The 26653-nt window shown below is 34.0% G+C and carries 25 protein-coding genes; 21 read left to right on the top strand and 4 right to left on the bottom strand.

The features are described from left to right. The 3 genes from BR43_RS19445 to BR43_RS03570 are packed head-to-tail and all read right to left on the bottom strand — an operon-like array spanning position 1 to position 2151. Positions 1–1533 (bottom strand): deaminase domain-containing protein, encoded by a 1533-nt coding sequence (locus BR43_RS19445; RefSeq protein ID WP_169741014.1) that lies wholly within the window; start codon positions 1531–1533, stop codon positions 1–3. Then, positions 1526–1885 carry a hypothetical protein gene (locus BR43_RS03565; RefSeq protein ID WP_034559567.1) on the bottom strand — a complete coding sequence of 120 codons (360 nt, stop codon included), beginning with the start codon at positions 1883–1885 and terminating at the stop codon, positions 1526–1528. The genes BR43_RS19445 and BR43_RS03565 overlap by 8 nt, the downstream gene beginning before the upstream one ends. Then, positions 1882–2151: a DUF3130 family protein gene (locus BR43_RS03570; protein ID WP_034559569.1), complete on the bottom strand. Its 270-nt coding sequence runs from the start codon at positions 2149–2151 to the stop codon at positions 1882–1884. The genes BR43_RS03565 and BR43_RS03570 overlap by 4 nt, the downstream gene beginning before the upstream one ends. 415 nt (positions 2152–2566) lie before the next feature. Here BR43_RS03570 and BR43_RS03575 point away from each other — a divergent pair, with 415 nt between their 5' ends. The 11 genes from BR43_RS03575 to BR43_RS03625 all read left to right on the top strand — a co-directional run bounded on the left by BR43_RS03575 (position 2567) and on the right by BR43_RS03625 (position 14129). Further along, positions 2567–3925 (top strand): nuclease-related domain-containing protein, encoded by a 1359-nt coding sequence (locus BR43_RS03575; RefSeq protein ID WP_034559571.1) that lies wholly within the window; start codon positions 2567–2569, stop codon positions 3923–3925. A gap of 419 nt (positions 3926–4344) precedes the next feature. Further along, positions 4345–5220 carry a YitT family protein gene (locus BR43_RS03580; protein WP_051933799.1) on the top strand — a complete coding sequence of 292 codons (876 nt, stop codon included), beginning with the start codon at positions 4345–4347 and terminating at the stop codon, positions 5218–5220. A gap of 162 nt (positions 5221–5382) precedes the next feature. Next, positions 5383–8013 (top strand): ATP-dependent chaperone ClpB, encoded by a 2631-nt coding sequence (gene clpB, locus BR43_RS03585; RefSeq protein ID WP_034559572.1) that lies wholly within the window; start codon positions 5383–5385, stop codon positions 8011–8013. A 399-nt stretch (positions 8014–8412) separates the two neighbouring features. Then, positions 8413–9318 (top strand): helix-turn-helix transcriptional regulator, encoded by a 906-nt coding sequence (locus BR43_RS03590; RefSeq protein ID WP_034559575.1) that lies wholly within the window; start codon positions 8413–8415, stop codon positions 9316–9318. Positions 9319–10113: 795 nt separating this feature from the next. Next, positions 10114–10401, top strand: a complete 288-nt coding sequence (locus BR43_RS03595; protein ID WP_034559578.1) for a TIGR04197 family type VII secretion effector — start codon at positions 10114–10116, stop codon at positions 10399–10401. Beyond that, complete coding sequence (locus tag BR43_RS03600; protein WP_034559580.1) at positions 10398–10754, top strand: DUF3958 family protein; 357 nt, start codon at positions 10398–10400, stop codon at positions 10752–10754. The genes BR43_RS03595 and BR43_RS03600 overlap by 4 nt, the downstream gene beginning before the upstream one ends. Further along, on the top strand, positions 10744–11376 hold the full coding sequence (locus tag BR43_RS03605) for a T7SS effector LXG polymorphic toxin (protein ID WP_034559582.1): 633 nt from the start codon (positions 10744–10746) through the stop codon (positions 11374–11376). Before BR43_RS03600 ends, BR43_RS03605 begins: the two co-directional genes overlap by 11 nt. A gap of 105 nt (positions 11377–11481) precedes the next feature. Continuing rightward, the gene (locus BR43_RS18945; RefSeq protein ID WP_169741015.1) at positions 11482–12372 is read left to right on the top strand and encodes an HNH endonuclease signature motif containing protein; all 891 of its coding nucleotides are present in this window, start codon (positions 11482–11484) and stop codon (positions 12370–12372) included. A 15-nt stretch (positions 12373–12387) separates the two neighbouring features. Further along, positions 12388–12861 (top strand): SMI1/KNR4 family protein, encoded by a 474-nt coding sequence (locus tag BR43_RS03615; RefSeq protein ID WP_034559584.1) that lies wholly within the window; start codon positions 12388–12390, stop codon positions 12859–12861. Positions 12862–13029: 168 nt separating this feature from the next. Continuing rightward, a complete protein-coding gene (locus BR43_RS03620; protein ID WP_034559586.1) occupies positions 13030–13248 on the top strand; it encodes a hypothetical protein in 219 nt (72 codons plus the stop codon). 92 nt (positions 13249–13340) lie between these two features. Continuing rightward, on the top strand, positions 13341–14129 hold the full coding sequence (locus BR43_RS03625) for a hypothetical protein (protein WP_034559588.1): 789 nt from the start codon (positions 13341–13343) through the stop codon (positions 14127–14129). Positions 14130–14160: 31 nt separating this feature from the next. Here the strand turns inward: BR43_RS03625 and BR43_RS03630 are convergent, their stop codons facing one another. Then, a complete protein-coding gene (locus BR43_RS03630; protein WP_034559590.1) occupies positions 14161–14361 on the bottom strand; it encodes a YjzD family protein in 201 nt (66 codons plus the stop codon). Between the two features lie 190 nt (positions 14362–14551). On the opposite strand from BR43_RS03630, the gene dnaE reads away from it, so the two are divergent. The 10 genes from dnaE (at position 14552) to deoB (ending at position 26645) form a co-directional block, all read left to right on the top strand. Then, entirely contained in the window at positions 14552–17896 is a 3345-nt protein-coding gene (gene dnaE / locus BR43_RS03635; RefSeq protein ID WP_034559592.1) for a DNA polymerase III subunit alpha, read from the top strand. Positions 17897–18127: 231 nt separating this feature from the next. Then, entirely contained in the window at positions 18128–19090 is a 963-nt protein-coding gene (gene pfkA / locus BR43_RS03640; RefSeq protein WP_034559595.1) for a 6-phosphofructokinase, read from the top strand. Between the two features lie 68 nt (positions 19091–19158). Continuing rightward, positions 19159–20916: a pyruvate kinase gene (pyk, locus tag BR43_RS03645; protein WP_034559597.1), complete on the top strand. Its 1758-nt coding sequence runs from the start codon at positions 19159–19161 to the stop codon at positions 20914–20916. Between the two features lie 150 nt (positions 20917–21066). Then, entirely contained in the window at positions 21067–21288 is a 222-nt protein-coding gene (locus tag BR43_RS03650; protein ID WP_034559599.1) for a hypothetical protein, read from the top strand. Between the two features lie 185 nt (positions 21289–21473). Next, the gene (locus BR43_RS03655) at positions 21474–22166 is read left to right on the top strand and encodes a response regulator transcription factor (protein WP_034559601.1); all 693 of its coding nucleotides are present in this window, start codon (positions 21474–21476) and stop codon (positions 22164–22166) included. A 177-nt stretch (positions 22167–22343) separates the two neighbouring features. After that, complete coding sequence (locus BR43_RS03660) at positions 22344–22805, top strand: DUF441 domain-containing protein (protein WP_034559602.1); 462 nt, start codon at positions 22344–22346, stop codon at positions 22803–22805. Positions 22806–22872: 67 nt separating this feature from the next. Next, complete coding sequence (locus tag BR43_RS03665; protein WP_034559604.1) at positions 22873–23754, top strand: CvfB family protein; 882 nt, start codon at positions 22873–22875, stop codon at positions 23752–23754. Between the two features lie 115 nt (positions 23755–23869). Then, positions 23870–24355 (top strand): ferric iron uptake transcriptional regulator, encoded by a 486-nt coding sequence (fur, locus tag BR43_RS03670; protein ID WP_051933801.1) that lies wholly within the window; start codon positions 23870–23872, stop codon positions 24353–24355. Positions 24356–24437: 82 nt separating this feature from the next. Beyond that, positions 24438–25328 (top strand): site-specific tyrosine recombinase XerD, encoded by an 891-nt coding sequence (xerD, locus tag BR43_RS03675; protein ID WP_034559607.1) that lies wholly within the window; start codon positions 24438–24440, stop codon positions 25326–25328. Between the two features lie 147 nt (positions 25329–25475). Further along, complete coding sequence (gene deoB, locus BR43_RS03680) at positions 25476–26645, top strand: phosphopentomutase (RefSeq protein WP_034559609.1); 1170 nt, start codon at positions 25476–25478, stop codon at positions 26643–26645. Positions 26646–26653 lie beyond the last annotated feature (8 nt).

The raw sequence follows: 26653 nt of genomic DNA on the forward strand, positions 1-26653 counted from the left end.
CTAATTTTTTGTAAATATATTTAGTTGAATATTTGGAAACTTACTTCTGAATTCTAAAATAATATTTGAGCAGCTTTGACAAGCAGGTAGTTCTGTAAACAAATCTATTGTTCCAAAAGTATTGGGGTCTGTAATCTTTGAAGCAATGTCCTCCAAAATTTTTGCTTCGGTATCATGAAACCTATCGTATTTGCGCCCATTGATAGTTGAAGCAGATGGTTCATAATTTTTAAAAAACCTTTCCGATTCAGAATTTTTCATTGAAAAATCTCCCAAATCTGCACCTTTATCTGTCAACGAATCAATCTGACTATGAGCCATAAATGTATCTGGTAATCCAGTCACATTAACATCCGCTGTTGCCATGTTTCCTCTTTTTTTCAAAGTATTATTCGGCATTTTATTTCTTACATCATTAATTCTATCTTGAAATTTCTCAACTTTTTGTGCTTTAGTAAGTCCACTGGCTTTCTCAAGTTTCCCAACATCCTCAAAATACCCAGATTTATTCAACAGGTTCAATTCTTTTTCTGTCAAATTTAGCCCTTTAAGTGCTTTGTTTCCAGCTTTTAATTCCTTCGCTGCCATCACCATTTTTGCTTGTGGTAATAATAAGATTGCTGTCCAAAGTCCCGCTTCTAAACGCCCTGTTTTGTCACCCGTTAGTGGATCTTTTCCAGTGAATAGACGGTAAACATCATACGCACCGGTTAATTCGCCTGTCATTGTGACAGCGGTCCTACCCATTTCCTTCAAATAATCTTGCGATTGGGCATACATGAGATTGTCCGAAGCTTGTTTGCTATAATGTCCATCGATATAAACTTTCAACCCATAGCCATATTCATCCGTTTGGACAATCTCAATCCGCTGAGTAGGGGAGGCGGTGTTATAGTCAGAAATCTTTTTATACCAGTCTTTTCCAGAACAATCGACATAGGTGTAAGCTCCAGTTTTCTTATCAAAACTCTTACTTTTTCCTAAATCATCCATTGCCTGTTCTAATTCATTTCCAAGTGCCACAAGTTCCGTAAAATCATTGGCATGATTGGTTTCAAAGGTTTCGTACTTTTCCAATAAATCGACTTTTTTCTGGGTTTGTCCAATCTGAAAATCTTTGTAAAAAACACCAATTCCAGCAGTATCCATCATTCCACTTAAAATATTAGTGGCGATATTCTCCATTAAATCAGCTTTTTCTTGTTGGATCCGATTCAGTCTATCTTGTAAATCTCTTAATTGATCAGTATCTAAAACCTTGGTTGTTTCGCCAACTTCACTTTCAAAACTAGCGAGAAAGGCGGCGGAGGTTTCACCGAAGTCACAGTGATAATTATACAACGATTTCGACACAACTGTATAGGGGGAGAGTGCTTCTTTGGCGGCATCCCAACCAAGACCTGTTAAATCAGGTGAAGTGGTGAACTCATCAACGGTTTTTTCGATTTTTGAAAAGGTCGGTAAATAAGTGACTCGTGCTGTTTGAACCGCCGCGTATGCCGCCTTGACTTCGGAGTAGCTAAATCTAGTCATTGGCAGCCTCCTCCTTTTTGGCTTCGTAATAGTCTTCATTTAAATCATCTTCTAATGTAATAAGCTTCTTTTTCTTTTGGTCAAATTCATCCTCAATCTTGGCAATAAAATGGCTATGTTTCCTACGTTCTTCTTCAAAATAGTCTAATTGTTGTGAGGCATCTCTGGCAGAGGTTGTCTGTTGGCTAAGATAGTCAATTTCACCTAGCACATCTTGTTCTTGTTGCTGTATGTAATCCCAATGATCCTGATACTCTTCCCATAGAGTCTTCTTTTTTGATAATTCAACTTTTTCATCATCAACTTGTTGGAGCTGTTTTGAAATTGTGTGTGAGTCTAATTTGTCCTTCATTTAGAAAATACCTGCTTTATTTCTGCATCGGTTTTCTCATAAGAATCACTCATTGCTAGAATATTTTTCCCATCAGTTTGAGTACTAGTTTCAAATTTTTCCGTGAGATTCGTTAATTGTGTAAGAACACTTTGGCTGTCTTTCACTGCACTTCCATCAGAAGCGGAAATAAATGTATTCCCAACTGAATAGGGTGCCATTGAAGGCAGAACCAATCCACTAGAAAAAGCAAGCGCTTTTTGTGAATCATGTTTAATCTCGGTCATTTTTTAAATCCTCCTGTAAAAATTAAAAAGTTTGTAACTTTCTATAATATAATTATATCATAAAATTAAATGAAGTTCGTTTTTTTTAAATTCGGTATTATGTACTAAAAGTAGAAATCCTTTCAATTTAATAGGTATAAAGTGAAAGAAAGGATAATAAGGTTTTACATAATTGGGAATTAAAAAGAGAAGATTTTTGTAAAAGTGGAAATTAACTATCGGAAAAGTGAAGCATAAATAGTTGTTTTTTATTGATATTTTGAATAGATGAGTAGTTAATTTGTGAGTGATTCACGAAAAAAATTATGCATAATATTATAGAAAATAAATAATACGTGTGATACTATATTGATAGTACTATTTTATATAGGATAATGGTATATGAATATAGTTTGAAGAAAATGGAGGATTTAATTTGTCAGTATTAAAAGAAGTTTTTGATGTGTATATGAATACAATGACATTTATTTTAGGTGGATTATTAATTATTGGTTTACTTATTTTAATTGTAGGAATCTATAGGCAATTTAATTCGGTTATAATTACAGCAATCCTTACATTTGTTGTTCTATCCGTTTTGAAAAAATTAACAGAAAATTCGATTATTTCTATTCTAATAAAGTTCCTAACAATTTTGTTTGTTTTATCTCCCTTAATAGCAATTGGATTAGGTGTTAGCATTCTTGTTTATTGGCAGTATAAAAAAATTCAAAACAAAGAATCTTTTGAAATTGTTCAAGAAGAAAGAGAATATGAAAGGCTTCAAAGAAATGAACCAAATAGAATGCTTAAACAAGAAAAAATACTTAAAGATCAATCAGAACGCATCGCGGCTCAAAATGAATGGAAGATTTTTGAAAATAAGTACTTACGAAATAAAATTCTTCCTAATGAAAAAGATGTGTTTCTAAATAAGAAAGTCAATAACTATCAATTAAAAGAAATCTATGTTAGTTTTATAGAAAATTCAGGTTATAAATTTTCTGAATCAAAATTTATAGAAGAATACATAGATAAACTATTAAAAACGATAGATAATTTAGAAGAGAAAGTTCAAACTACTGTCACTATTTTTCGTGCTAAAAGCATTGGGGAAAATGACTGCATGGATTCTTTAAAGAAAGATATAACACTATACAAAATAAAACTTAATAAGATACGTTCCAATTATATTTCCTTTGTCTATGGACAAAAAGGAGAAGAAAAAGTTGAGCATGCTTTAAGAAAATTAAAAGAAATATATAACTATCACTATTTTAGAAATATTGGAATTGCATGTTGTAATGAACAAGCAGATATTGATTTTTTGGCTGTATCCAGAGCAGGTATTTTCATAATAGAAGTAAAGAATATTAGTGATACAGTAAACAAACAAGCCAAGATTCACTTTATGAAAGATGGCCGAGTAGAAAGAATATATGGCAATGGAACTCAAGCTAGAGATACTGAAATTTTGAATCAGCATAATTTCCATGAAAAAGTTGTTAAAAATTTTTTAAAGGAAAATAGATGTGAAAGGGTACCTATTCACTCGATTATTGTCATTGCTAATGATCATATAGATATCAAAAATGAGAATGATTTATTGCAAGTTGTACGTATTGATATGTTGGTTAGACTAATGGATTCTAAAGTGGAAAAAATAAACCAGCAAATGTATCTAAGCTTAGTTGATTTGATTGATCTAAATAAAAAAGAAGAAAAAGTCCGGAATGTAACAGTCTTAAATGATGAGATAGTTAAAAAAATTATTCAATTAAATGATGAATTTTAACTAAGAGAAAAAGATTTAATCTGGATTTAGTTTACCATAATAAAATTATGGTAAACTAAATGTATTTGCTCCATCTAATAGTTAATCGTACTTTCTTTTTAGGCTGAACCTTTCTTTTTTTAAAGTTTAGCTAATCTAGAATGGATTGAAGATAAGCGCTAGTAGGGCTACAAATTTCGGAACATGACTTTCATGTTTTAGAAAAAGAAATGTAGCTATTAGACAGTCTAATTTAATTTAGATTGTCTTTTTTTAATTTCTTTATAATTCGATAATAAACAAACTATAAGTTTATTAGAATGAAATCATAAATATGGAGTTATTCTGTCGAAGTGTTATAATTTTTTTGTAGAGAATTCATTGATTTTAACTAAAATAAAAAATTTAGAAGTTCTAAAATTTGAAAAGGCGAGTGTCTCATGTATAAACAAGAAGAAACAAAACCTGATTTTAAAGCAGATATCTATCATCGTTTAGGAGCAGCTATTTTATACGGCATGATTGCCAGTATTGGAATTAACTTTTTTCTAGTACCAGCAAAAGTTTACTCAAGTGGAATTACAGGTTTAGCGCAATTATTAGCAAAAATCTTACAAGAATTTCTTCATTATAATGTATCCATGTCTATCCTAATTTTGGTCTTGAATTTGCCATTGATTTTCCTTTCATGGAAAAAATTAGGTCGTAGCTTTACGATTTATAGTCTAGTTTCGGTTTTATCTTCGGCTTTTTTCTTGCATGTCATTCCGATAACCGTTATAACCACGAATCCATTAGTTGCCGCAATTTTTGGCGGAGGTTTATGTGGGATAGGTGTGGGGATTTGCTTGAAATATGGTCTTTCAACGGGTGGCGTGGATATTATTGCGATAGTTGTTCAAATGGCAACCGGGCGTAAAATTGGTCAATTAAATTTCTTCGTAAATGGCATGATTTTAGTCGTTGCCGGCTTTTTATTCGGCTGGGAGCTAGCTTTATATAGTATTATTGCAATCTATGTCAATTGTCATATGGTGGATTTCTTCCATACACGTCAGCAAAAAGTGACGGTGACGATCATCACTAAAAAAGGCGGACTTGTAGAAGCGAAATTGAAAGAATGCTACATTCATGGTGTGACGGTCATTGATCGTGGTTACGGATTATACACCAACGAACCTGTGAAAATGTTTATTACGGTTGTATCGAAGTACGAATTGCTTCATCTAGAAACAATAGTCAAAGAAGCGGATCCGAAAGCTTTTGTCAATGTACAGCAAACAACCGCCTTAGTTGGAAATTTCAGACAAATTTAATTAAAAAAAACAAGCTCATTAGTACCTTAAAAGTTGTACTAACGGGCTTTTTTTGTTAGTCTTAGCAGTGAAAAAAGAATTTAAAAAAGGCATAAAAAAAGTTTGACCTTTACTGACCAATGTCGTATAATAGACTCAGAAAGCAATAGGGAGGGAAACCAAATGGAATTAGAAAAATTAACTACAACAATGCAACAAGCCTTAGGTGATGCACAGCAAATTGCTGTCACACGACATAATCAAGACATCGATATTGTACATTTATGGAAAATATTTTTAACTCCAGATCATTTTGCTAGAGGGCTATATCAAGAAGTAGGCTTAGATATCGCTGCCTTTGAAAGTAAAATCGATCAAGAGTTAGACCGCTATCCTTCCGTTGAAGGCGGGAATGTCCAATATGGTCAAGGCATGAGCCAAAATTTATATAACTTATTATTAGAAGCGGATAAGATTAGAGAAAGCTTCAAAGATGAGTATATGGCAACAGAAACAGTTGTCTTAGGCTTAATGAAACTAAAAAATTACAGTTTGACCAACTATTTAAAAGAACAAGGCATTACTGAAAAAGCCTTAAAAGAATTAATTGAACAAATGCGAGGAGGAGATCGAGTGACATCACAAAATCAAGAAGAACAATATCAAGCATTAGAAAAATATGGAACAGATTTAATCCAAGCTGTTAAAAGCGGCAAACAAGATCCAGTTATTGGACGAGATGAAGAAATCCGCGATGTGATTCGGATTCTTTCACGTAAAACAAAAAATAATCCAGTATTAATCGGTGAACCAGGTGTTGGTAAAACAGCGATTATTGAAGGATTAGCACAACGAATCGTCCGTAAAGACGTTCCAGAAAACTTAAAAGATAAAACAATTTTCTCATTGGATATGGGTGCCTTAATTGCAGGTGCGAAGTTCCGTGGGGAATTTGAAGAGCGTCTAAAAGCAGTCTTAAAAGAAGTTAAGAAAAGTGATGGACGAATTATTCTCTTTATTGATGAGATTCATACGATTGTTGGTGCTGGAAAAACTGAAGGTAGTATGGATGCCGGAAATCTATTAAAACCAATGCTGGCTCGTGGTGAGCTACACTGTATTGGTGCCACAACGTTAGATGAATATCGTCAATATATGGAAAAAGACAAAGCGTTAGAACGTCGTTTCCAAAGAGTCGTTGTGAATGAGCCAACGGTTGAAGATACAATTAGTATTTTACGTGGATTAAAAGAACGCTTTGAGATTCACCACAGTGTGAATATTCATGACAATGCTTTAGTTGCTGCGGCGACTTTATCGAATCGTTATATCACAGATCGCTATTTGCCAGATAAAGCGATTGATTTAATTGATGAAGCCTGTGCCACTATTCGAGTGGAAATGAATTCAATGCCAACTGAATTAGACCAAGTAACACGCCGTTTAATGCAGTTAGAGATTGAAGAAGCGGCCTTGAAAAAAGAAAACGATGACGCTAGCAAAAAACGTCTAAGTCTTATCCAAGAAGAACTTTCTGAATTGAGAGAACAAGCCAATCAATTGAAAATGAAATGGGAAACTGAAAAAGAAGAAGTCTCTAAAATCCGCGACAAACGTGCAGAAATCGAACAAGCGCGTCGTGAATTGGAAGATGCGGAAAGCAACTATGACTTAGAACGTGCTGCAGTCTTGCGCCATGGTCAAATTCCAGCTTTAGAAAAAGAAATTGAAGAATTAGAAGCTGAAAATGAAGCGAAAATTCAAGGAGACGATCGTCTTGTTCAAGAAGCAGTAACCGATAATGAAATTGCTACTGTAATTGGAAGAATGACTGGTATTCCTGTAAGCAAATTAGTCGAAGGTGATCGTGAAAAACTACTAAAACTTGGCGATACGTTGCATCAACGTGTCATTGGACAAGAAGAAGCAGTAGACAGCGTAACCGATGCTGTTATTCGTGCGCGTGCTGGCTTACAAGATCCATCTCGTCCTCTTGGTTCATTCTTATTCCTAGGTCCAACTGGGGTTGGGAAAACAGAATTAGCCAAAGCTCTAGCTGAGAATTTATTTGATTCTGAAGAGCATATGGTGCGAATTGATATGAGTGAGTATATGGAAAAACACAGTGTTTCTCGTTTAGTTGGTGCGCCTCCTGGTTATGTTGGATATGAAGAAGGCGGTCAATTAACAGAAGCGGTTCGTCGTAGCCCATATACAATCGTTTTGTTAGATGAGATTGAAAAAGCACATCCAGATGTCTTTAACATTCTCTTACAAGTGTTAGATGATGGTCGTTTAACGGATTCTAAAGGACGGGTAGTTGACTTTAAAAATACAGTCTTAATTATGACAAGCAACATTGGTTCAAACTTATTATTAGAAGGAACCGATGCAAACGGTCATATTGAGCCAGAAACCGAAGAACAAGTAATGACACTCTTAAAAGGTTCATTCAAGCCTGAATTCTTAAACCGAATTGACGACACTGTCTTGTTTACTCCACTAAGCCTAGAGGATGTTAAAGGGATTATTGTGAAAATGTCAGCGTCACTAAGTTCTCGTTTAGCCGATCAAGAGATTGTCTTAGAAATTTCAGATGAAGCCAAAACGTGGATTGCTGAAAATGCTTATGATCCAATCTACGGAGCACGTCCATTGAAACGCTTCTTAACAAAAGAAGTCGAAACACCATTAGCGAAAGAAATTATCGCTGGACGTGTGATGCCAAAAACAAAAGTCATTGTGACCTTATTTAATGAACAATTGGCTTTTGAAAATATTGATTTAAGTGATGATGTAACCTTTTCAGATTAAAAAGATGATTAATTAAACCAGCAGAGAATCTGTAGTAGATTCTCTGCTGGTTTTTTGATGAATGATACACATACATAGGAATTTTAAAATAAGAGAATAAAAATAATTATGTATTTGAATAAAGAAAAGGCACAATCATGAGTGTTTCTAATGTGACTATTGCCTTTTTGTTGAATATAATTTTTGATTTGTGAGCTTGCTACTATGGGATGAAATGATTTTAAATAAGTTCTAAAACATTAAATAAAGCCAATACTGCCATATGTGGAGATTAAAGTAGTTAAATTTTCATCAATAGTTAAATTTTGCAATGTTATTCCTCCTTTTTTAAAATAAGTATGTATTAATTATATAATATAGTGTAAAATAAAGCAATGGGCGCAGAGAAAGGGGAAGGTTATGAAAAAATCAAATTTAGGGGAACTCATAAAAACAGAAAGGAAGAAACATAAACTTTCACAAGAAGTGTTAAGTGGAGGAATATGTACGCAAGGTACGATTAGTAACCTTGAAAACTTGGGACGTTTGCCTACATTAGAGATTTTACTAGTTATAGTTGAAAGGCTTAATATTCCGCTGGAACAATTTTATGAAACAATGAAATCTGATAATTCTATGTATTATGATGAATTTAATGAAGTTCAATTATTGTGTAATAAAATTAAACATGGTGAAGCAAAAAAAATAATAGTAGAGTCAATAGACTTTGATCAATTAACAACAGATCTACAAAGAATGAAATATTATTATTATTTTGGAATTACGTCATTAATTGGTGAAAATAATTATCGAGAAGCCCATTATAACTTTAATCAAGTAATTGCGATTCATCCAGAAAATATTAATCTATTTCATATACTAGCAATCAATGGGATAGCCATTACTTATTATATGGAAAAAGATAGCAATAAAGCAAAAACGTATTTTGAAAATGCTTTAAAACTTTTGGAACCTATATCAAAATTAGATAGTTTTGATATAAGAAATCCTGAGATTATTAAAGTGTATTTTAATACAGCAACATACTATTCCGAAATGTTAGAATATAAAAAAGCCGTTGAAATGTCTGAAAAAGGTTTAGAACATTGTAAAAATAATCATATTGATTTTGGTCAAGAATATTTAATCTATGAGAAAGCTTATAACTTATATAAATTAAATCAAAAAGAAACAGCAGAGAAAAACTTTATTATGGCAGGTTCTCTAGCTCTTTTAAATGATAATCAAAATATGGTTTTAGCGATTAAAAAGGATGCTAAAGAGTTTGGGTTAGAAGTAATAACGCAATTTTTAGCTATGAACTAGCCATATGATTTTAAAATAAATTTGATAGTATAAAAAAATTACCTAGTTAATTGACCTTATCTATCAAGATAAGTTAAACTATGAATGATTAAAGAATAAAAAACTTTGAGGAAAGACGGTCATCTATCCACAAAGAACAGTATCTAATAAGCAGTAACTTTATGATACCAGTTAACAAATCAATATTTGCTGAAATGAATGATGTATACTCAAAAATTAATAACTAGCACTTTTTTTGAGGAACCATAAAATATCAGTCAATAATTGTTTGTCACAGGTATTAGCGAGTAGTGCAGCTAATGCTATTTTTTTGTACTTTAATTACCATAAGATCGAACGAAAAAAAGGCAATCTAAAAACTAGCGGTCACTAGTTTTTTTGATTCGCAAACATCATCAGTAAATGATTGTTGCGTTGCCTTTGTCAATAGTTGTATCGACCAGTTCATTGTATCTAAAAATTGATAGAAATACTAGTCTTTTTAACGTTTTTATTAATTTTGTAATGAAAAACTAATTTATTGACAATATGTTTAGAATTTCTCTTCATATTTTTTTGTTTGTAGTATTAAGTAGTTATGCTTAAAATACGAGAATAAAATGTGCCGAATTTTTACTTATTTTTTAAGCTAGTATTTAGTACAGGCTAACTTAACATGGAAATTTTGTGAGACCCATAAGTCACAAAATAAGTGTTAAGTTAGTTTTTTTAAATTCTTAATTATTAGTATTTTATTATTAAATAAGTGTGTATTTAATATGGTAAGATTATTTTAACTAAAAAGGAGGGGACATCATGGTACAGTTTAAAAGTAACCTAGATAGGGCAAGTCTGCTAGCAACAAATTTATCAAGTGCAGTTACTCCAATCAATTCAGCAAAACCTATTTTTACAGCAACTCAAACAACCTTACAAGGAAATTCTAAATCTGCTTCTTTAAGTCAAAAAAAACAAGTTTTAACGAACTCATTTTGTAGTGCATTAAGGAAAGATATTGCTAATATACATAGTGTAGCTAGCGATTTTGAAGCAATCGATACTCAATTGAAGCAGCAATTTACTGGGATGGGAGGATTTAAATGACTCAAAATTTGGAAGAAATTGATTTTCAATTAAGACAAGTGAGGGAACAACTGGAAGATTCAGAACGTGGGTATCAAAAGTATGAAGATAACTGTGAAGCTGCTGATTCTATTTTTCAACGTGTGCTTCATTCTTTTCACGAGGATCAAGCAATTTGGCAAGATGGAGAAATGAGGTATCGCACGGAATCGGTGTCAGATGAATTTTCTATAACCCAACAACAGTTTAGGCTTAAGTATGAGGATATGAAAGAGGAGTTAATCAGAGAAAAGAGTTCGTTAGTTAAAAAGTTGGACTCTTTGCTAATGGAAAAACAAAGCTTATTGGCACAGGAGAAGTCCCATGAGTATTAATGTCTATGTCGGTGAACTGCAAACGCAGCTAGAAGAGATAACGAGAGATTCTCAAAATACGATTCAAGTGATGGAAGAAATTCAAAAATCCTTAAATGCTATTATCATAGAGCCATCATTAACGGGACTTACTTACGATTCAATGAAGAATTATTTCAAAAATGTCTATTTACCAGTGACAAAAGGATTTATATTAGTTTCTGAAACAATGATTACGTCAAATCAAACGTTATTAAATCGCTACTTAGAAGAGGTAGATGTGAATGACTTACAAGAACATATTCTTGAAGCTCGTATTAAACAATATAACCATCTGTCTCAAATGTTAGATTCATTAGAAGATAAAACCGGACTAGTAGATAAAATGATTGATAATATGCAAGAAATGAGCATTTATACAACGAGAAAGTTAGATGAATTAAGAGAATTTGATTATTTTTCCATTCAGATAGCTGATGAATTAGATGCCCAGTTAGCCGAATTAGAAATTGGCGTAGGAATATTAATGGATGGTAAAGCTTGGAACCAGTCAACTGGTACATTTTCGACACTTGGGTTAAACTTAGAATGGGCAGGTACGATTAATCGGAAATGGGAAGATAAACAAAAGAAAAAAGAATAAGAACAAATTAAGGAAGCTGAAGCTGAAGGATTAAAACTACAGAAAGAATTAGATAAACGAACTTACAAATTAGTTGAAGTTAATGGAACAAGGCAATGGATGTGGGTGACCGATCCCACCAAAATTACACCAGAAGATATCAAGATCAATCAGGCCTATACAGAGTGGATAAAAAAACAAGTAGCTTTATATGGAAGGGACATGATTGCAGGAAGAGGAGAACTTGATGAATTCTCTAAATTAGCAATTGAATTAAGGGAAGGAAAAGATTATGATACTGGAGAACCTTTAACCGATCTTGAAAAGCTTCAGCATTGGTCAACAATTGCTAGTCTGATTGCGGTAGTGGGAATTGCGGGTTATTATGGAACACATCCGCTCACACTCCAGCAAGTTCCTACAAGTAAAAGTCAGAAAATTACTGGAACTAAGAACGGCAAAGAGTACTCTTTAAATAAAGACACAGATACCGGAACAGGGAGTTATAAAAAAATTAACGGTGCTAAACCTAATAGTATAGAAGGGTTTATTAGTGGAACTAAGAACTTTAACGAAGTTTTAGATGAATTTGCAAAGGCATATGCTGGAAAGGTTAATAGTAATAGCAATTGGAAATGGAGAGATATACCAGGTTCTGAAAAATTAAATGATATTCAAATAGCGGAAATTAGAGAGACAGCTAAAATAAAAGGATATATTCCAGCTGTTCCAATGAAACCAGATACTAAATTTCCAGATTTTAAAAAAGCTGATGTAATTTATAAAATTAACGGATTTCCAGTCATCAAAGAACTTCCTAAGGAATTATGGATGAAAGGAGATAAGGTACAATTTGAATGGTTAGATAAGCAATTACCAAATGGTAGGCCGGCTGGATATATATGGCATCATAGTGAAATTCCTGGTAAAATGGAACTCGTAGAATTCGGCATTCATAATTCTACATGGCATAAAGGTGGAAGAGCGCCTGGTGAATGGGCTGATGCTAAAAGATAGAGAGGATGAATTGATTTGTTTAGGGCAAAAGAAGATAGTATATTACCAGCACCAACTGAAAAATTGATTGAAGATGTCGAAAAATATTATAGAATGAAATTACCTTTAACATATAAATCATTTTTGAACAACTACAATGGAGTCATTCCTATTACAAATACGTTTAAAGTAGAGGGTAATGAATATATTATTGAGAGGTTTTTGTCTTTATTAGGGGATGAAATTAATGAATCTGAGTATGGGTGGACCGATATAGAAGTTGTCATTTCACAAATTAGTGAGCGATTAACTAATGATGGTAATCAAATAGGAAAGAAAATTATCCCGATAGGAGCGCTATTTGCGGGGGATTTTGTTTGTTTAGATTATAGAACGAATCCTGAGCAACCATGTATAAGTATATGGTATCATGCAGAGTCAGATGAATTTTCACCGATAACAAAGTGGGTAGCTGATGATTTTGATTCATTTATCGGGCTTCTAAAATAGAATCATCTATTTTTTTAAACATAGAAAATTTTGAAACTAAGTTGTATAATCCGCAAATGCGAACCTGATTGAACTGAAATTTGTAACACTGATTTTACTGAATCGCATTGATAGTAAACAGTTTTTAGTATCTTAGCATTAAACCCTAACTAATTAAGGAGGTGTGGAATGTTTGTTTTTCCAAAAATAATTATTCAAGCGATCGGTCGATTATTTGGGTATTTTTTTAATTTTTTCATTGTAGGTGTTGGAATTAAGATGTGTATTCTATCTTTTCAAACAGAGAGTATGACTACTTTTTTAACGACATTCATTATTACATGGTTGTTTAGCTGTTGGACAGGATATTTGGTTTATAGTGGTTTTAAAAAAGCTAAAGCGGACTGACTCTCTTTCAAGTTAGATATTGAGGATTCTCTGAAATCTTAGTATACTAAATAAACTGAATGCAAATTTATAGGTAGAACCGAGGGAATCACATGGAGTATCATCGATTTAAAGCGCCAATGGCGTATTGTCCAACTTGTTCTAGGAAAGTTGATTTACTTTTTCCAGAAAGCGGAGCTGCAACTAATGAGAGCTTTTATATTTGTTTTAAATGCAAAACAGTTAGTCAACTGGGTGTTGGTGAATTAAAAGCGACTACGGGTTTTGCTGCTTTTTCAGATAAAGAACGTCAAGCAGAAGTGAAAGCTTCGATTGCTGAGATTCCAGATAAATACATCTATAAAACCAAAGGCAGCCAGTTAAGATACGACACGAATGAAGCCACTTTTAATCGAAGATGGTTGGGATTAGCTGAATATGAAAAAAACTTTGGGGAAGCTCTTGGTTATGGGAAAGTGGATTTTCGTGAGGATTCAACTACATGCAAATGGTGTGGCAAATCCTTAGTAGCGCCTCGTCGTTCATTTTGTGCAGATAAGTGTTCCAGAGCATATGGAAAAGTGACTTATTTTAAGCGTGGAGTCAGTGCTTTACCTTACCGTATTGCTTGTCGAGATCGTTTTTATTGCCGTGGAACAGGGGAAGATTTGGCTTTCACCAATCGTTATGGAGTTCGGATTCCTGCTAGTAATGGACAAGTGGAAATTCATCATCTGATTTTAGTTTCAGAGGGTGGAAGCGATCACGAAGCTAATTTACTGACGATTTCAGCGGAACTCCATAAAGCGTATCATGTTGGAGAACCCAAGGCATTAGAGCTGATTAATCAAATTAAAGCCAAACAATTAGAGCTGTATCATGAACTTATGTATACTACTTAATCAACAAAAATAAAAAACGACGGAATTGTAATTACAATTCTGTCGTTTTTGTTTCACTTTTTTTAGTATCACTTGAAAGGACTTCTCCAATAGCGATAACAAGTACGCCACCAACTAAGCCAAGTAATGTTGCTAATTTGAAATCATATGTGCTGTTGCCTAGGGCACTTCCGATATAATAAGCAGCTTGTCCTAAACAAAAGGCCCAAAATAAAGTTACGATATATTTCATTGATTTGCACCTCTTCTCATTCGCCTTAATTTTATCATAAATTAGTGAATTGTAAAGGGATATCCTTGTTTATTTAAGGATAAGAGTCATTATGCGAACTAGGAATCAAGAAGGGAATGTTTGTTTGCTTTGTAGGCTGGAAACAGGTTATAATGAAAGGAATGAAGAAGAATAAGGAGTGAGCCATCATATGACCTTTGTACAGCTACAAGTTATTAGTGCCTATAGTTTGTTGAAAAGCACCACCTCAATTGAACAGTTGGTCATTTCGGCTAAAAATAAAGGCTATTCAGCGTTGGCATTAACGGATTATAATGTACTTTATGGAGTAGTTGATTTTTATAAAGCTTGCTTGAAGCATGAAATTAAACCAATTTTAGGCTTAACGTTAGAAGTTTCAGGCGCAGTTCGTAGCGAAGACAATTATCCCTTAGTATTATTAGCAAAAAATAAGCAAGGGTATCAAAATTTAATGGCATTATCGACAGAAAAAATGCTTTTATCTGAACGTGAACAATTAGATTTTCAAAAAATAAGCCCTTATTTAACAGATTTGATTGCCATTACTCCAGGAGAAACAGGGGAAATTGAACAAGCTCTTTTGAACCAACAAGAGCAATTGGCAGAGGATAGTTTAGCAAAATGGTTAACGTTATTCTCGGCAGATAATTTTTATATTGGCGTTCAAGTGCATCAAAATTTGATTGGAATTCAAGAATCTTTAGGTCAATTGGCAACGAAGCATCAGTTAAAAACTGTAGCAATGCATGATGTACGTTACTTAGATCCCAATGATGATTTTAGTACAAAAGTGTTACGTGCTGTTGATCAAGGTCTAAAGCTAGATTTAGCAATTAATTCCACTAGCGGTCCATATTATTTACCAGAAGCGACAGCCATTAGTGAGCGGTTTAAAGTGGTGGGATTAGAATCAGCAGCAAAGGAAACAAGCCTCATAGCTGACAGAATTCATACTGAGATTGATTTACATCAACATTTATTACCAAAATATCCGATTCCAACAGCTGAGACAACGGTTGCTTATTTACTGGCACAATGTCAAGCGGGTTTAGCTAAAAGAGTTCCTAATGCAGATGCTCGTTACCATGAAAGATTGACCTACGAGCTAGGCATTATTCATAAAATGGGTTTTGATGATTACTTTTTAATTGTCTGGGATTTAATGGCTTACGCTCATAAAACGAAGATACTGACTGGTGCCGGTCGTGGTTCAGCTGCAGGATCATTGGTGTCATATGTACTAGAGATTACCGATGTTGATCCAATTGACTATGATTTGCTATTTGAGCGTTTTTTAAATGAAGAACGATTCACTATGCCCGATATTGATTTAGATTTCCCTGATAATCGCCGAGAAAAAGTATTGCACTATGTTAAAGAAAAGTATGGTCAAGGACATGTTGCTCAGATTGCGACTTTTGGAACGTTAGCAGCTAAAATGGCTTTACGTGATGTAGCCAGAGTATTTGGTTTGAATCAAAATGAAGCCAATGTTTGGTCGAAGGCGATTCCTAGTGTTTTAGGGATTACCCTAAGCGAAGCCTTTAAACTCTCAAAAAACTTGCAAAATTTAGTCAATGAAAATGAAAAAAATAAGCTTTTATTCGATACTGCTAAACGAATTGAAGGCTTGCCACGACATGTTTCGACTCATGCGGCGGGTGTTGTTATTAGTGATCGACCTTTGGTATCGTTAATTCCTTTACAAGAAGGTAGCAACGATATTCATTTGACCCAATATGCTATGGGAAATGTGGAAGAGATTGGACTATTAAAAATGGATTTTTTAGGACTGAGAAATCTGCAAATTTTAGATAATGCACTTCAATTAGTGAAACGTGAAAATGGTGAAATAGTTGATATTCATAGTATTCCAATGGATGATCAGACAACTTTGGAAATTTTTAGAAAGGCAGATACATCGGGTGTCTTTCAGTTTGAATCAACCGGTATTAAAAATGTCTTACGCAAATTAGGACCAACTTCTATTGAAGATGTCGCCGCAGTTAATGCTTTGTATCGTCCAGGTCCAATGGAGCAAATTGATTTATTTATTGACCGTAAAAAAGGAATTGTACCCATTGACTATCCAGATGATAGTTTGAAAGACATTCTAGGAATTACTTATGGAGTCATGGTGTATCAAGAACAGGTTATGCAAGTTGCGTCAAAAATGGGTGGTTTCACATTAGGTCAAGCGGATATTTTACGACGGGCTATGAGTAAGAAACAAAAAGATGTGATTGATCAAGAGCGGAAACATTTTGTCGAAGGTGCTTTAGCGCAGGGCTATACAAGTGACGTTGCGACAACCGTTTATTCTTATATAGAACGTTTTGCCAATTATGGTTTCAATCGAGCACATGCAGTGGGCTATTCATTTATTGCGTATCAACTGGCGTATTTGAAAGCTCATTATCCTCATGCTTTTTTTGCAGCATTGTTAAATTCAGCCATTAATAATCCAACGAAAATTAAAGAGTATTTATTGGAAGCGAAAAAACGGAAAATTGAAGTCTTGCCACCAAGTATTAATCAAAGCGGCTATGTCTTTTCCTTAAAAGCAGGGAAGATTCAATTTGGACTAAACAGCATCAAAGGACTTCGTCGTGATTTAATACAGGAGATTATTGAGTTTAGAAAAGCGCATGGTTCCTATCAAGATTTGGTTGCTTTTTTAAGAAGTTTAGATAATAAATGGCTCAAAGATGAGATTATTCGTCCTTTTATTTATGCTGGAGCATTTGATGAATTTGGCTATTCTAGAGGTGTGTTATTAGCTTCATTAGATGGCATTTTATCAAGTGTAAAATTCAGTGGCAATAATGTTCAACTTTTTGATGTGTTAGCACCCAAATATGAAACAAACGTAGCGGATATTTCGATAGATGAAAAGCTTGAATATGAAGAACAAGTTCTGGGGGCATATTTATCTGGTCATCCAATTGAAGGGTTTGAAAATCTGCGCTTTGTGAAGCAGGCAAGTTATATTATTGATTTACAAGCAGGAAAAAATGACCGATTTATTGGTTTGGTTAAAAATATTCGGAAAATTAGAACAAAAAAAGGCGAGCAAATGGCTTTTGTTCAAGTCAATGATCAATCTGGCGAATGTTCTTTAACGTTGTTTCCGCAAAAACTACGTCAATATGGACGCTTAATTGAGAAAAACAAGATTCTTTATATAGAAGGAAAAGTTGAAGAAGGCCAGCAAGAAGAGAAGCAAGTATTGATTAATCATATTGCGGATGCCACTTTATTGGGGCAAGAAAGTAGTAAGGATAAATGCTTTATTCGGATTCAACCAGAATTAGATGCACCTGATAAATTAAAAGAAATGAACCAAATGATGCAAAACTATGCAGGAAATGTACCAGTCATTTTATTCTATGTAAAAACAAATCGTAAAATTGTCGTGAATGAATCTGGTTGGGTTGACGGTTCGGCAGAATTTGTAACAGAATTAGAAAAATTATTAGGAAAGGGCAATATTATTATTCAAAAAGGGAACTAAATTTAGTTGAAATTAGGTAAATTGCACAAATACGCTTCTTTTTTTGCAAATTCGCCATTTTGAAAAGACAATTGCTAGGAAAAGTGTTAAAATAGCCATGTGAGCTTTTTACTGTGTTATTGTTCCTTTTCAGAATAATAGCTTGGAAAAAGGTTTAGGGAAGACATAAAGATTATTTTTATTCAGTTAAAAGTAATTTCTATGATAATAATTCTATGAGGTGAGAGGTATATGAAACGTATCGCTGTTCTAACAAGTGGCGGAGACGCTCCAGGTATGAATGCTGCCGTTCGCGCAGTTGTTCGTAAAGGAATTTACGAAGGTATGGAAGTTTATGGCATCAACTACGGTTTTGCCGGCTTAGTTGCTGGAGATATTCGTAAACTATCAATTAGTGATGTAGGGGATATGATCCAACGAGGAGGAACATTCCTATATTCTGCACGTTATCCTGAATTTGCCACTGAGGAAGGCCAATTAAAAGGAATCGAGCAATTGAAAAAATTTGGTATTGAAGGCTTAGTTGTTATTGGTGGAGATGGTTCTTACCATGGTGCAATGGCTTTAACAAAACATGGTTATCCAGCTGTTGGTTTGCCAGGAACAATCGATAATGATATTCCCGGAACTGATTTTTGTATTGGTTTTGATACAGCAATCAACACAGTATTGGAATCCATTGATAGAATTCGTGATACTGCAACAAGTCATGTTCGTACATTCATTATTGAAGTAATGGGACGTGACGCAGGAGATATCGCTCTTTGGGCTGGTATCGCTGGTGGTGCAGAACAAATTATTATTCCAGAAAAAGATTTTGATATGGCAGAAGTTGCTGAAACAATCCAAAAAGGCCGTGACCGTGGTAAAAAACATAGTTTAATTGTGGTTGCTGAAGGTGTAATGGGTGGCAATGAATTTGCTGAAGAATTAGCGAAACATGGTGATTATCATGCACGTGTAACAGTTTTAGGACATGTTCAACGTGGTGGCGCACCATCAGCTCGTGACCGTGTGCTTGCTAGTACATTTGGTGCACATGCTGTTGATTTGTTAAAAGAAGGTAAAGGCGGTTTGTGTGTAGGTATCCGTGATAACAAGATTGTTGAAAACAATATTGTGGAAACACTTGAAAAAGGCAAACACGTAGCAGACTTATCTTTATACCAATTAAACAAAGAAATTTCTTATTAAGATCAGTTAGTACGATCGAGCTTAAACCTTTATGGTAAAAAATATATTTTTGGGAGAGATTATAAAAAATGAAAAAAACGAAAATTGTATGTACAATTGGTCCAGCAAGTGAATCAGTAGAAACTCTAGTGAAATTGATCGAAGCTGGAATGAACGTTTGTCGTTTAAACTTTTCACATGGTGACTTTGAAGAGCATGGTGCGCGTATTAAAAATATCCGTGAAGCATCAAAAATCACTGGTAAAATGGTTGCCTTATTATTAGATACAAAAGGTCCAGAAATCCGTACCCATGATATGAAAGATGGCAAAATCGAATTTACAACTGGCGATGTTGTCCGTTTATCAATGAAACAAATCGAAGGAACAAAAGAAAAATTCTCTATCTCTTACCCAGAATTAATCAATGATGTAAATCCAGGATCACACATTCTTTTAGATGATGGTTTAATTGATCTAGAAGTTACGGATATTGACCGTGACGCTAATGAAATCGTAACTGTTGTTAAAAACTCTGGTATCTTGAAAAATAAAAAAGGTGTTAACGTACCAAACGTATCTATTAACTTACCAGGAATCACTGAAAAAGATGCGGCAGATATTGCTTTCGGAATTGAAAATGATATTGATTATATCGCAGCTAGTTTCGTTCGTCGCGCAAGTGATGTTTTAGAAATTACTGAAATTTTAGAAAAACACAATGCAACGCATATCCAAATCATTCCTAAAATCGAAAACCAAGAGGGTGTTGATAATATCGACGAAATCTTGAAGATTTCTGATGGTTTAATGGTTGCTCGTGGAGATTTAGGTGTTGAGATTCCTACTGAAGATGTTCCTATCGTTCAAAAATCTTTAATCAGAAAATGTAACGAATTAGGTAAACCAGTAATTACTGCAACTCAAATGTTAGATTCTATGCAAAAAAATCCTCGTCCAACTCGCGCTGAAGCAAGTGACGTGGCAAACGCGATCTTTGATGGAACAGATGCAATCATGCTTTCTGGTGAAACAGCTGCTGGGGATTACCCTGTTGAAGCCGTTCAAACAATGAACAGCATTGCTATCCGTACGGAAGAAGCTTTAGTAAATCAAGATGCATTTGCATTGAAAGCATTCAGCAAAACAGATATGACAGAAGCAATTGGTCAATCAGTTGGTCATACTGCACGTAACTTAGGAATTCAAACAATCGTAGCTGCGACTGAATCAGGTCACACTGCACGTATGATTTCTAAATACCGTCCAAAATCTCATATCGTTGCAATCACATTTACAGAACGTCAAATGCGTGGTTTAGCACTTTCATGGGGAGTTTATCCTCAAGTAGCTGAAAAACCTAACTCAACTGATGATATGTTTAACTTAGCAACTCGTGTTTCTCAAGAAACTGGTTTTGCTAAAGAAGGCGATTTAATCATCATCACTGCTGGTGTTCCAGTTGGTGAACGTGGAACAACAAACTTAATGAAGATTCAATTAATTGGTTCTAAATTAGTTAGTGGACACGGAATCGGTAGAACTTCTGTAATTGGTAAAGCAATTGTTGCTAAAGATGCTGCAGAAGCAAATGCAAATGCTGTTGAAGGTGGAATTCTTGTAGTTCCTACAACAGATAAAGATTATCTTCCAGCTATCGAAAAATCAGCAGCACTTGTTGTTGAAGATGGCGGTTTAACTAGCCACGCAGCAGTTGTTGGAATTGCTATGGGAATTCCTGTAATTGTTGGTACAACAAATGCAACAACATTAATTCATGATGATGAATTAATTACGGTTGATTCTCGTCGTGGTATTGTATACCGTGGAGCTACAACAGCGATTTAATGATTATTCTAATGAGAAGACGACCTAAGCAATTTTGCTTAGGTCTTTTTTTTAATTATTTAATATTTTTTAAGTAGAAAAGTAACTTTACATCAGGAATCGAATAGATTACAATTGTTTTATATAGACTAAATTGTGGAGGTTGCGATGATGCAGGAAGAAGATTCAAAAAAAGTGAACTGGAGCAAATACTTACCGATGATTTATGTTGCTATGTCGCTGATGGCACTGGTTGTTATTGGTATGAATTTATACTATGATATTTATTTTTCTACAAGTATAAATTGGCTGAAATTAATTATTCCAGTAGTTAGCCTATTATTTTTTGTCTATTGCTTGATTGGTGAAAGAAAGTCTAAAAAAATAAAATGAAAAGCGTATTAAGACAAAACCACTCCTTTTAATAGTGAGAGAGGTTTTGTTTTTTTGATTTAAAGTTAAGATTTTCTTTAAATGACAGGATTTACTTCATTCGCTTCACTATTTTAGTATAATAGTGAAGTAAACGGAAGAATTCATTGTGAAATGAATTCCATTTTTGAAAGAAGGCAAATGGTTTGGATTATACGATATTAATTGTAGAAAATGATATGGAAATTAGTGAACTGGTTTCAGAATCATTATTTAAAGAAGGCTATCACATAAAATTAGCTAGCGATATTGAAACAGCATTGCTTGAATTTAAACACCAAATCCCAGATTTAATTGTATTAGATATAAGGATTCCAAAACAAGGTGGGGTTTATTTCTTGAAAAAAATCCGAGAAATAAGTAACATTCCAGTCCTATTAATGAGTTCAAAAAAAGATTGTAGAGATCAAAATTATACATTTGATATTGGCGAAAGTAGATGGCTTGAAAAGCCATTTTCCACTCACCAATTACTTAGTCATGTGAAAAAATTATTAAATAAATATTATAAAAACAGAGAAAAAATTATAAAAACAGAACAAGTTATTGGAGAATTACAACTAGATTTTAATAATTATGTTGTGATAAAAAATGGACGAAATTTAAATCTTACCTTAACAGAATTTAAAATATTCGTGTTATTTATATCGTTTCCAGATCAAATTTTTACTAAAGCACAAATCTATCAACAAGTTTGGCAAGAAGAATATTTTGGAGATGAAAATGTTATCAATGTGCATATTCGTCGCTTGAGAGAAAAAATTGAAAATGTTCCATCTAAGCCACAATATATTAAAACTATTTGGGGAGTTGGTTACAAGTTAGGCGATATTGAGTAACTATAAAGATAATTAAGGTTTATAAGTAACAAAAGAATGGTGTGAAACAAACTAAAAATGAACACCTGTTTTTATAATTGAATTAATTCTTAGAGAATACTTAGTTCTTGGTGTTTTCTCTTTTATTCTGCTGGTTTTTTAGTTAAAATAAGTAAGGAGAAGAAGGGGCGAATGTTTATGTTTGAAAGTTGGCTTTTTTTAGCAATTATTTTAGGAATTGGTATAGTAGCAAAAAATCAATCTTTGATCATTGCGACGGCAGTTGTATTAGTATTAAAATTAATTCCACAAACAGATAAATGGATGGAAGCGATCCAAACGAAAGGGATCAATTGGGGTGTAACAGTGATTACGATTTCCATTCTAATTCCGATTGCTACTGGTCAGATTGGCTTTAGAGAACTGTTAAATGCTTTCAAATCACCTTTAGGTTGGATTGCGGTTATTTGTGGTGTGGGTGTTTCTTTATTGTCTAGTAAAGGGGTTGGATTGTTGGCGGCTAGTCCTGAAGTAACTGTGGCGCTAGTCTTTGGTACAATTATGGGAGTTGTTCTTTTTAAAGGTGTAGCAGCAGGTCCAGTAATTGCAGCAGGCCTAACTTACTGCATTTTACAAGTCCTACAAATTAGTCCAAAATGAAAATTGATAGGCAAACTGGTGTTTCTAGGCTATAATAAAAACAGATGAAAAACGGAGGCACAAAAAAATGAATGAATCTTTAGGTAGAATTGTTACTGGAATGGTAACAGATGAAAATGATAAGGCGTATTTTATCCAGAAGGATGGTGTAACATACCGCTTAAAGAAAACTGAAAAAATGAATTATCAATTAGGCGATACAGTTGAAGGTTTTGCTTATGTTGCTATGAATAAAGACTTTATGATGACGCAAGAAATCCCAAAAGTTCGAGTAGGTCATTATGCTTGGGGAACTGTTATTGAAACAAGAAAAGACTTAGGTGTATTTGTTGATATTGGTTTACCTGATAAAGAAATGGTTGTTTCATTGGATGAACTTCCAACTGAGAAACGTTTATGGCCTAAAAAAGGCGATCAATTAATGATTGCGATTCAAGTCGATCAAAAAGATCGTATGTGGGGTACATTAGCTGAAGAATCAATTTTTCAGTCAATGGCTCGTAAAGGTGAACTTGAAGAGTTGAATAATAAAAATATTGTTGGAACAGCATTTCGTTTGAAACTTGTAGGTACGTATATTCTTACAGAAGACAATTATCTAGGCTTTATTCATCCGTCAGAACGTAAAGATGAACCAAGATTAGGTGAAGTAGTCAATGGACGTGTGATTGGTGTTCGACCAGATGGCTTATTGAATATTTCTTTAATGCCAAGAGCTTTTGAAGCAATTGGTGACGATGCGGGGATGTTATTAGCTATTTTAGAGCGAACTCAAACAGGTAGTTTCCCGTATACAGATAAAAGTGATCCACAAGCAATCCAAGAACGATTTGGTATTAGCAAAGGGCAATTTAAGCGAGCTTTAGGAAATCTAATGAAGCAACGTAGAATTGTTCAACAAAATGGAGAAACAATTTTAGTTGAAGCACTAAATGAGAATGAAGATTAGGATTTTATTCAAAAACTGTGTTATAATAGAAGAAACTCATTGCAGTTAGATTGTAATTTATATAAACTGGAATAGATAGAGTTTGTACTAATTATAAATAAGTGAGGCTATTATAGTGAAAACAACTGAATCTCCCCTATTAAAAATTAAAAATCAATTGCATTCAGCAGGTTTTAAATTAACCCCTCAACGTGAGGCAACAGTTGCTGTTTTGCTAGAAAATGAAAAAGATCATTTAAGTGCTGAAGAAGTGTATATGTTAGTAAAAGACAAAAGTCCAGATATTGGTTTAGCAACAGTATATCGGACATTGGAAATTCTAACAGAGCTGAATATCGTCAATAAGATTAGCTTTAATGATGGATTGGCGCGTTATGATGTACGTAAAGAAGGTGCTAAGCATTTCCATCATCATTTGTTATGTATTGAATGTGGCAATATTGAGGAAGTTCACGATGATTTATTAGAAGACATTGAACGTGTTGTAGAAAGTCGCTTTCATTTTATTGTCAAAGACCATCGTTTAACTTTTCATGGTGTTTGCGAAAATTGTCAGCAAAAAAACAGTACTGCCAATCAAACGAAAGAATCAAACAAATAGGAAAGGAGTATTGATCATGTTAGTTAGTGTTCAGTACTTCTTTTTTGTGATTTATTTTAAATTGTAGGGAGTGAAATGAATAATGGAAGAGGATTTACAAGAGTATTTGCGTTTTTTAACAATTGAGCGAGGTCTTTCAAAGAACACTGTTGAAAGTTACCATCGAGACTTGGCACATTATTTAACTTACTTACAGGAAAATGAAATTGCTAATTGGAATCAAATTGATCGTTATTTTGTTTTGAGCTTTTTACAACAATTAAAGGATGAACAAAAAGCAGCAGGTACCATTATTCGGATGGTATCAAGTTTAAGAAAATTTCATCAATTCTTAAAGCAAGAGCGCTTAAGTGAGGTGGATCCAATGTTGCATATCGATACACCAAAAAAGGCTCAAACATTGCCTAAAATTTTATCAATGAAGGAAGTTGAACAATTAATTGAAACACCGGATGATAATACAACTTTGGGTTTGAGAGATCGGGCGATGCTAGAGGTCATGTATGCAACGGGTTTACGAGTGACAGAGTTAATTGAACTAAAATTAACAGATTTACATCTATCTTTAGGACTGATTCAGACTATTGGTAAAGGGGATAAGGAACGGATTATCCCTTTAGGTGATTTAGCAATTAAGTGGATAGAAAACTATTTAAAATATAGCCGTACTAAACTAGAAAAGCCTGGAAAACGGGTCCCTTATCTATTTTTAAATCATCATGGGAGAGGGTTTACTAGGCAAGGCATTTGGAAGAATTTAAAACAGCTAGTGAAACAAGCCGGAATTGAAAAAGATGTCACACCCCATACATTGCGTCATTCGTTTGCTACCCATTTATTAGAAAATGGTGCGGATTTACGGGTAGTTCAAGAATTATTAGGACATGCTGATATTTCCACCACGCAAATTTACACGCACATTACAAAACAACGAATGACCCAAGTCTATAAAGCGTATCATCCTCGAGCCTAATTCTTAGTTTATGAGGATTTTCCTAGCTTTATAAGGTAGATTTTACTATAATATAGGAGAAGTTCAAATCGCTTTCAACAAAAACAAAGTGAAGTGAACTCGCTTCAACCGTAGTCACAATGGATTGATATTTAGGAGGATGAGAAAATGTTATTTAAAAGAGTACATTTAATCGTAATGGATTCAGTAGGGATTGGGGAATCCCCTGATGCAGCGCAATTTGGTGATCTAGGAAGTGATACATTAGGTCATATCGCTGAAGTAGCAGGTTTAACGATTCCTCACTTAGAACAATTAGGTTTAGGCGATATTCGTCCTTTAAAAGGTGTTCAAGAAGTTAAAGATAATCAAGGGTATTATACTAAATTAGAAGAAGTTTCAGTTGGTAAAGACACTATGACAGGGCATTGGGAAATTATGGGATTAAATATCCAAACTCCCTTCCGCGTTTTTCCAGATGGATTTCCAACAGAACTATTAAAAAAAATTGAAGATTTTTCTGGACGTAAAGTAGTCTGTAATAAACCCTATAGTGGTACAGCAGTCATTGATGATTTCGGTGAACATCAAATGAAAACTGGTGATTTAATTGTTTATACATCCGCTGATCCAGTACTACAAATTGCAGCACACGAAGAAATTATTCCATTAGAAGAATTGTATCGAATTTGTCAATATGTTCGTGATATTACTTTAGAAGATCCATATATGATTGGACGTATTATTGCTCGACCTTATTTAGGAACTCCAGGTAATTTTAAAAGAACAAGCAATCGTCATGATTATGCATTAAATCCATTTGGTAAAACGGTTTTAAATGAACTAAAAGATGCGGGTAAGGATGTTATTGCAATTGGAAAAATCAATGATATATACAATGGTGAGGGTATTACTGAAGCAATTCGTACGAAAAGCAACATGGACGGTGTCGATCAACTACTAAAAGTAATGAAGCAAGATTTTAATGGATTAAGTTTTTTGAATTTAGTTGATTTCGACGCGCTTTACGGCCACCGTCGTGATGTTAAAGGATATGCAGAAGCAATTGAAGCTTTTGACCAACGTTTGCCAGAAATTTTAGCTGCGCTAAATGAAGATGATTTAGTGTTAATTACAGCAGATCACGGCAATGATCCAACTGCACCTGGAACAGATCATACTCGTGAGTATGTTCCACTATTAGCTTATTCACCAGGTATGAAGAGTCATGGTCCTTTGACTCAAGGTCATTATGCAGATATTGGTGCAACAATTGCAGAAAACTTTGCAGTTAAAGATACTGGATTCGGAACAAGCTTTTTAGCAGAACTAAACTAAAGGAGAGT

This window comes from Carnobacterium gallinarum DSM 4847 (genome assembly GCF_000744375.1).
Classification (GTDB): domain Bacteria; phylum Bacillota; class Bacilli; order Lactobacillales; family Carnobacteriaceae; genus Carnobacterium; species Carnobacterium gallinarum.

Coding starts and splice junctions, on each gene's coding strand:
- BR43_RS19445 (WP_169741014.1), bottom strand. CDS start 1,533: ATGACTAGATTTAGCTACTCCGAAGTCAAGGCGGCATACGCGGCGGTT.
- BR43_RS03565 (WP_034559567.1), bottom strand. CDS start 1,885: ATGAAGGACAAATTAGACTCACACACAATTTCAAAACAGCTCCAACAA.
- BR43_RS03570 (WP_034559569.1), bottom strand. CDS start 2,151: ATGACCGAGATTAAACATGATTCACAAAAAGCGCTTGCTTTTTCTAGT.
- BR43_RS03580 (WP_051933799.1), top strand. CDS start 4,345: ATGTATAAACAAGAAGAAACAAAACCTGATTTTAAAGCAGATATCTAT.
- clpB (WP_034559572.1), top strand. CDS start 5,383: ATGGAATTAGAAAAATTAACTACAACAATGCAACAAGCCTTAGGTGAT.
- BR43_RS03590 (WP_034559575.1), top strand. CDS start 8,413: ATGAAAAAATCAAATTTAGGGGAACTCATAAAAACAGAAAGGAAGAAA.
- BR43_RS03595 (WP_034559578.1), top strand. CDS start 10,114: ATGGTACAGTTTAAAAGTAACCTAGATAGGGCAAGTCTGCTAGCAACA.
- BR43_RS03600 (WP_034559580.1), top strand. CDS start 10,398: ATGACTCAAAATTTGGAAGAAATTGATTTTCAATTAAGACAAGTGAGG.
- BR43_RS03605 (WP_034559582.1), top strand. CDS start 10,744: ATGAGTATTAATGTCTATGTCGGTGAACTGCAAACGCAGCTAGAAGAG.
- BR43_RS03620 (WP_034559586.1), top strand. CDS start 13,030: ATGTTTGTTTTTCCAAAAATAATTATTCAAGCGATCGGTCGATTATTT.
- BR43_RS03625 (WP_034559588.1), top strand. CDS start 13,341: ATGGAGTATCATCGATTTAAAGCGCCAATGGCGTATTGTCCAACTTGT.
- BR43_RS03630 (WP_034559590.1), bottom strand. CDS start 14,361: ATGAAATATATCGTAACTTTATTTTGGGCCTTTTGTTTAGGACAAGCT.
- dnaE (WP_034559592.1), top strand. CDS start 14,552: ATGACCTTTGTACAGCTACAAGTTATTAGTGCCTATAGTTTGTTGAAA.
- pfkA (WP_034559595.1), top strand. CDS start 18,128: ATGAAACGTATCGCTGTTCTAACAAGTGGCGGAGACGCTCCAGGTATG.
- pyk (WP_034559597.1), top strand. CDS start 19,159: ATGAAAAAAACGAAAATTGTATGTACAATTGGTCCAGCAAGTGAATCA.
- BR43_RS03650 (WP_034559599.1), top strand. CDS start 21,067: ATGCAGGAAGAAGATTCAAAAAAAGTGAACTGGAGCAAATACTTACCG.
- BR43_RS03660 (WP_034559602.1), top strand. CDS start 22,344: ATGTTTGAAAGTTGGCTTTTTTTAGCAATTATTTTAGGAATTGGTATA.
- BR43_RS03665 (WP_034559604.1), top strand. CDS start 22,873: ATGAATGAATCTTTAGGTAGAATTGTTACTGGAATGGTAACAGATGAA.
- xerD (WP_034559607.1), top strand. CDS start 24,438: ATGGAAGAGGATTTACAAGAGTATTTGCGTTTTTTAACAATTGAGCGA.
- deoB (WP_034559609.1), top strand. CDS start 25,476: ATGTTATTTAAAAGAGTACATTTAATCGTAATGGATTCAGTAGGGATT.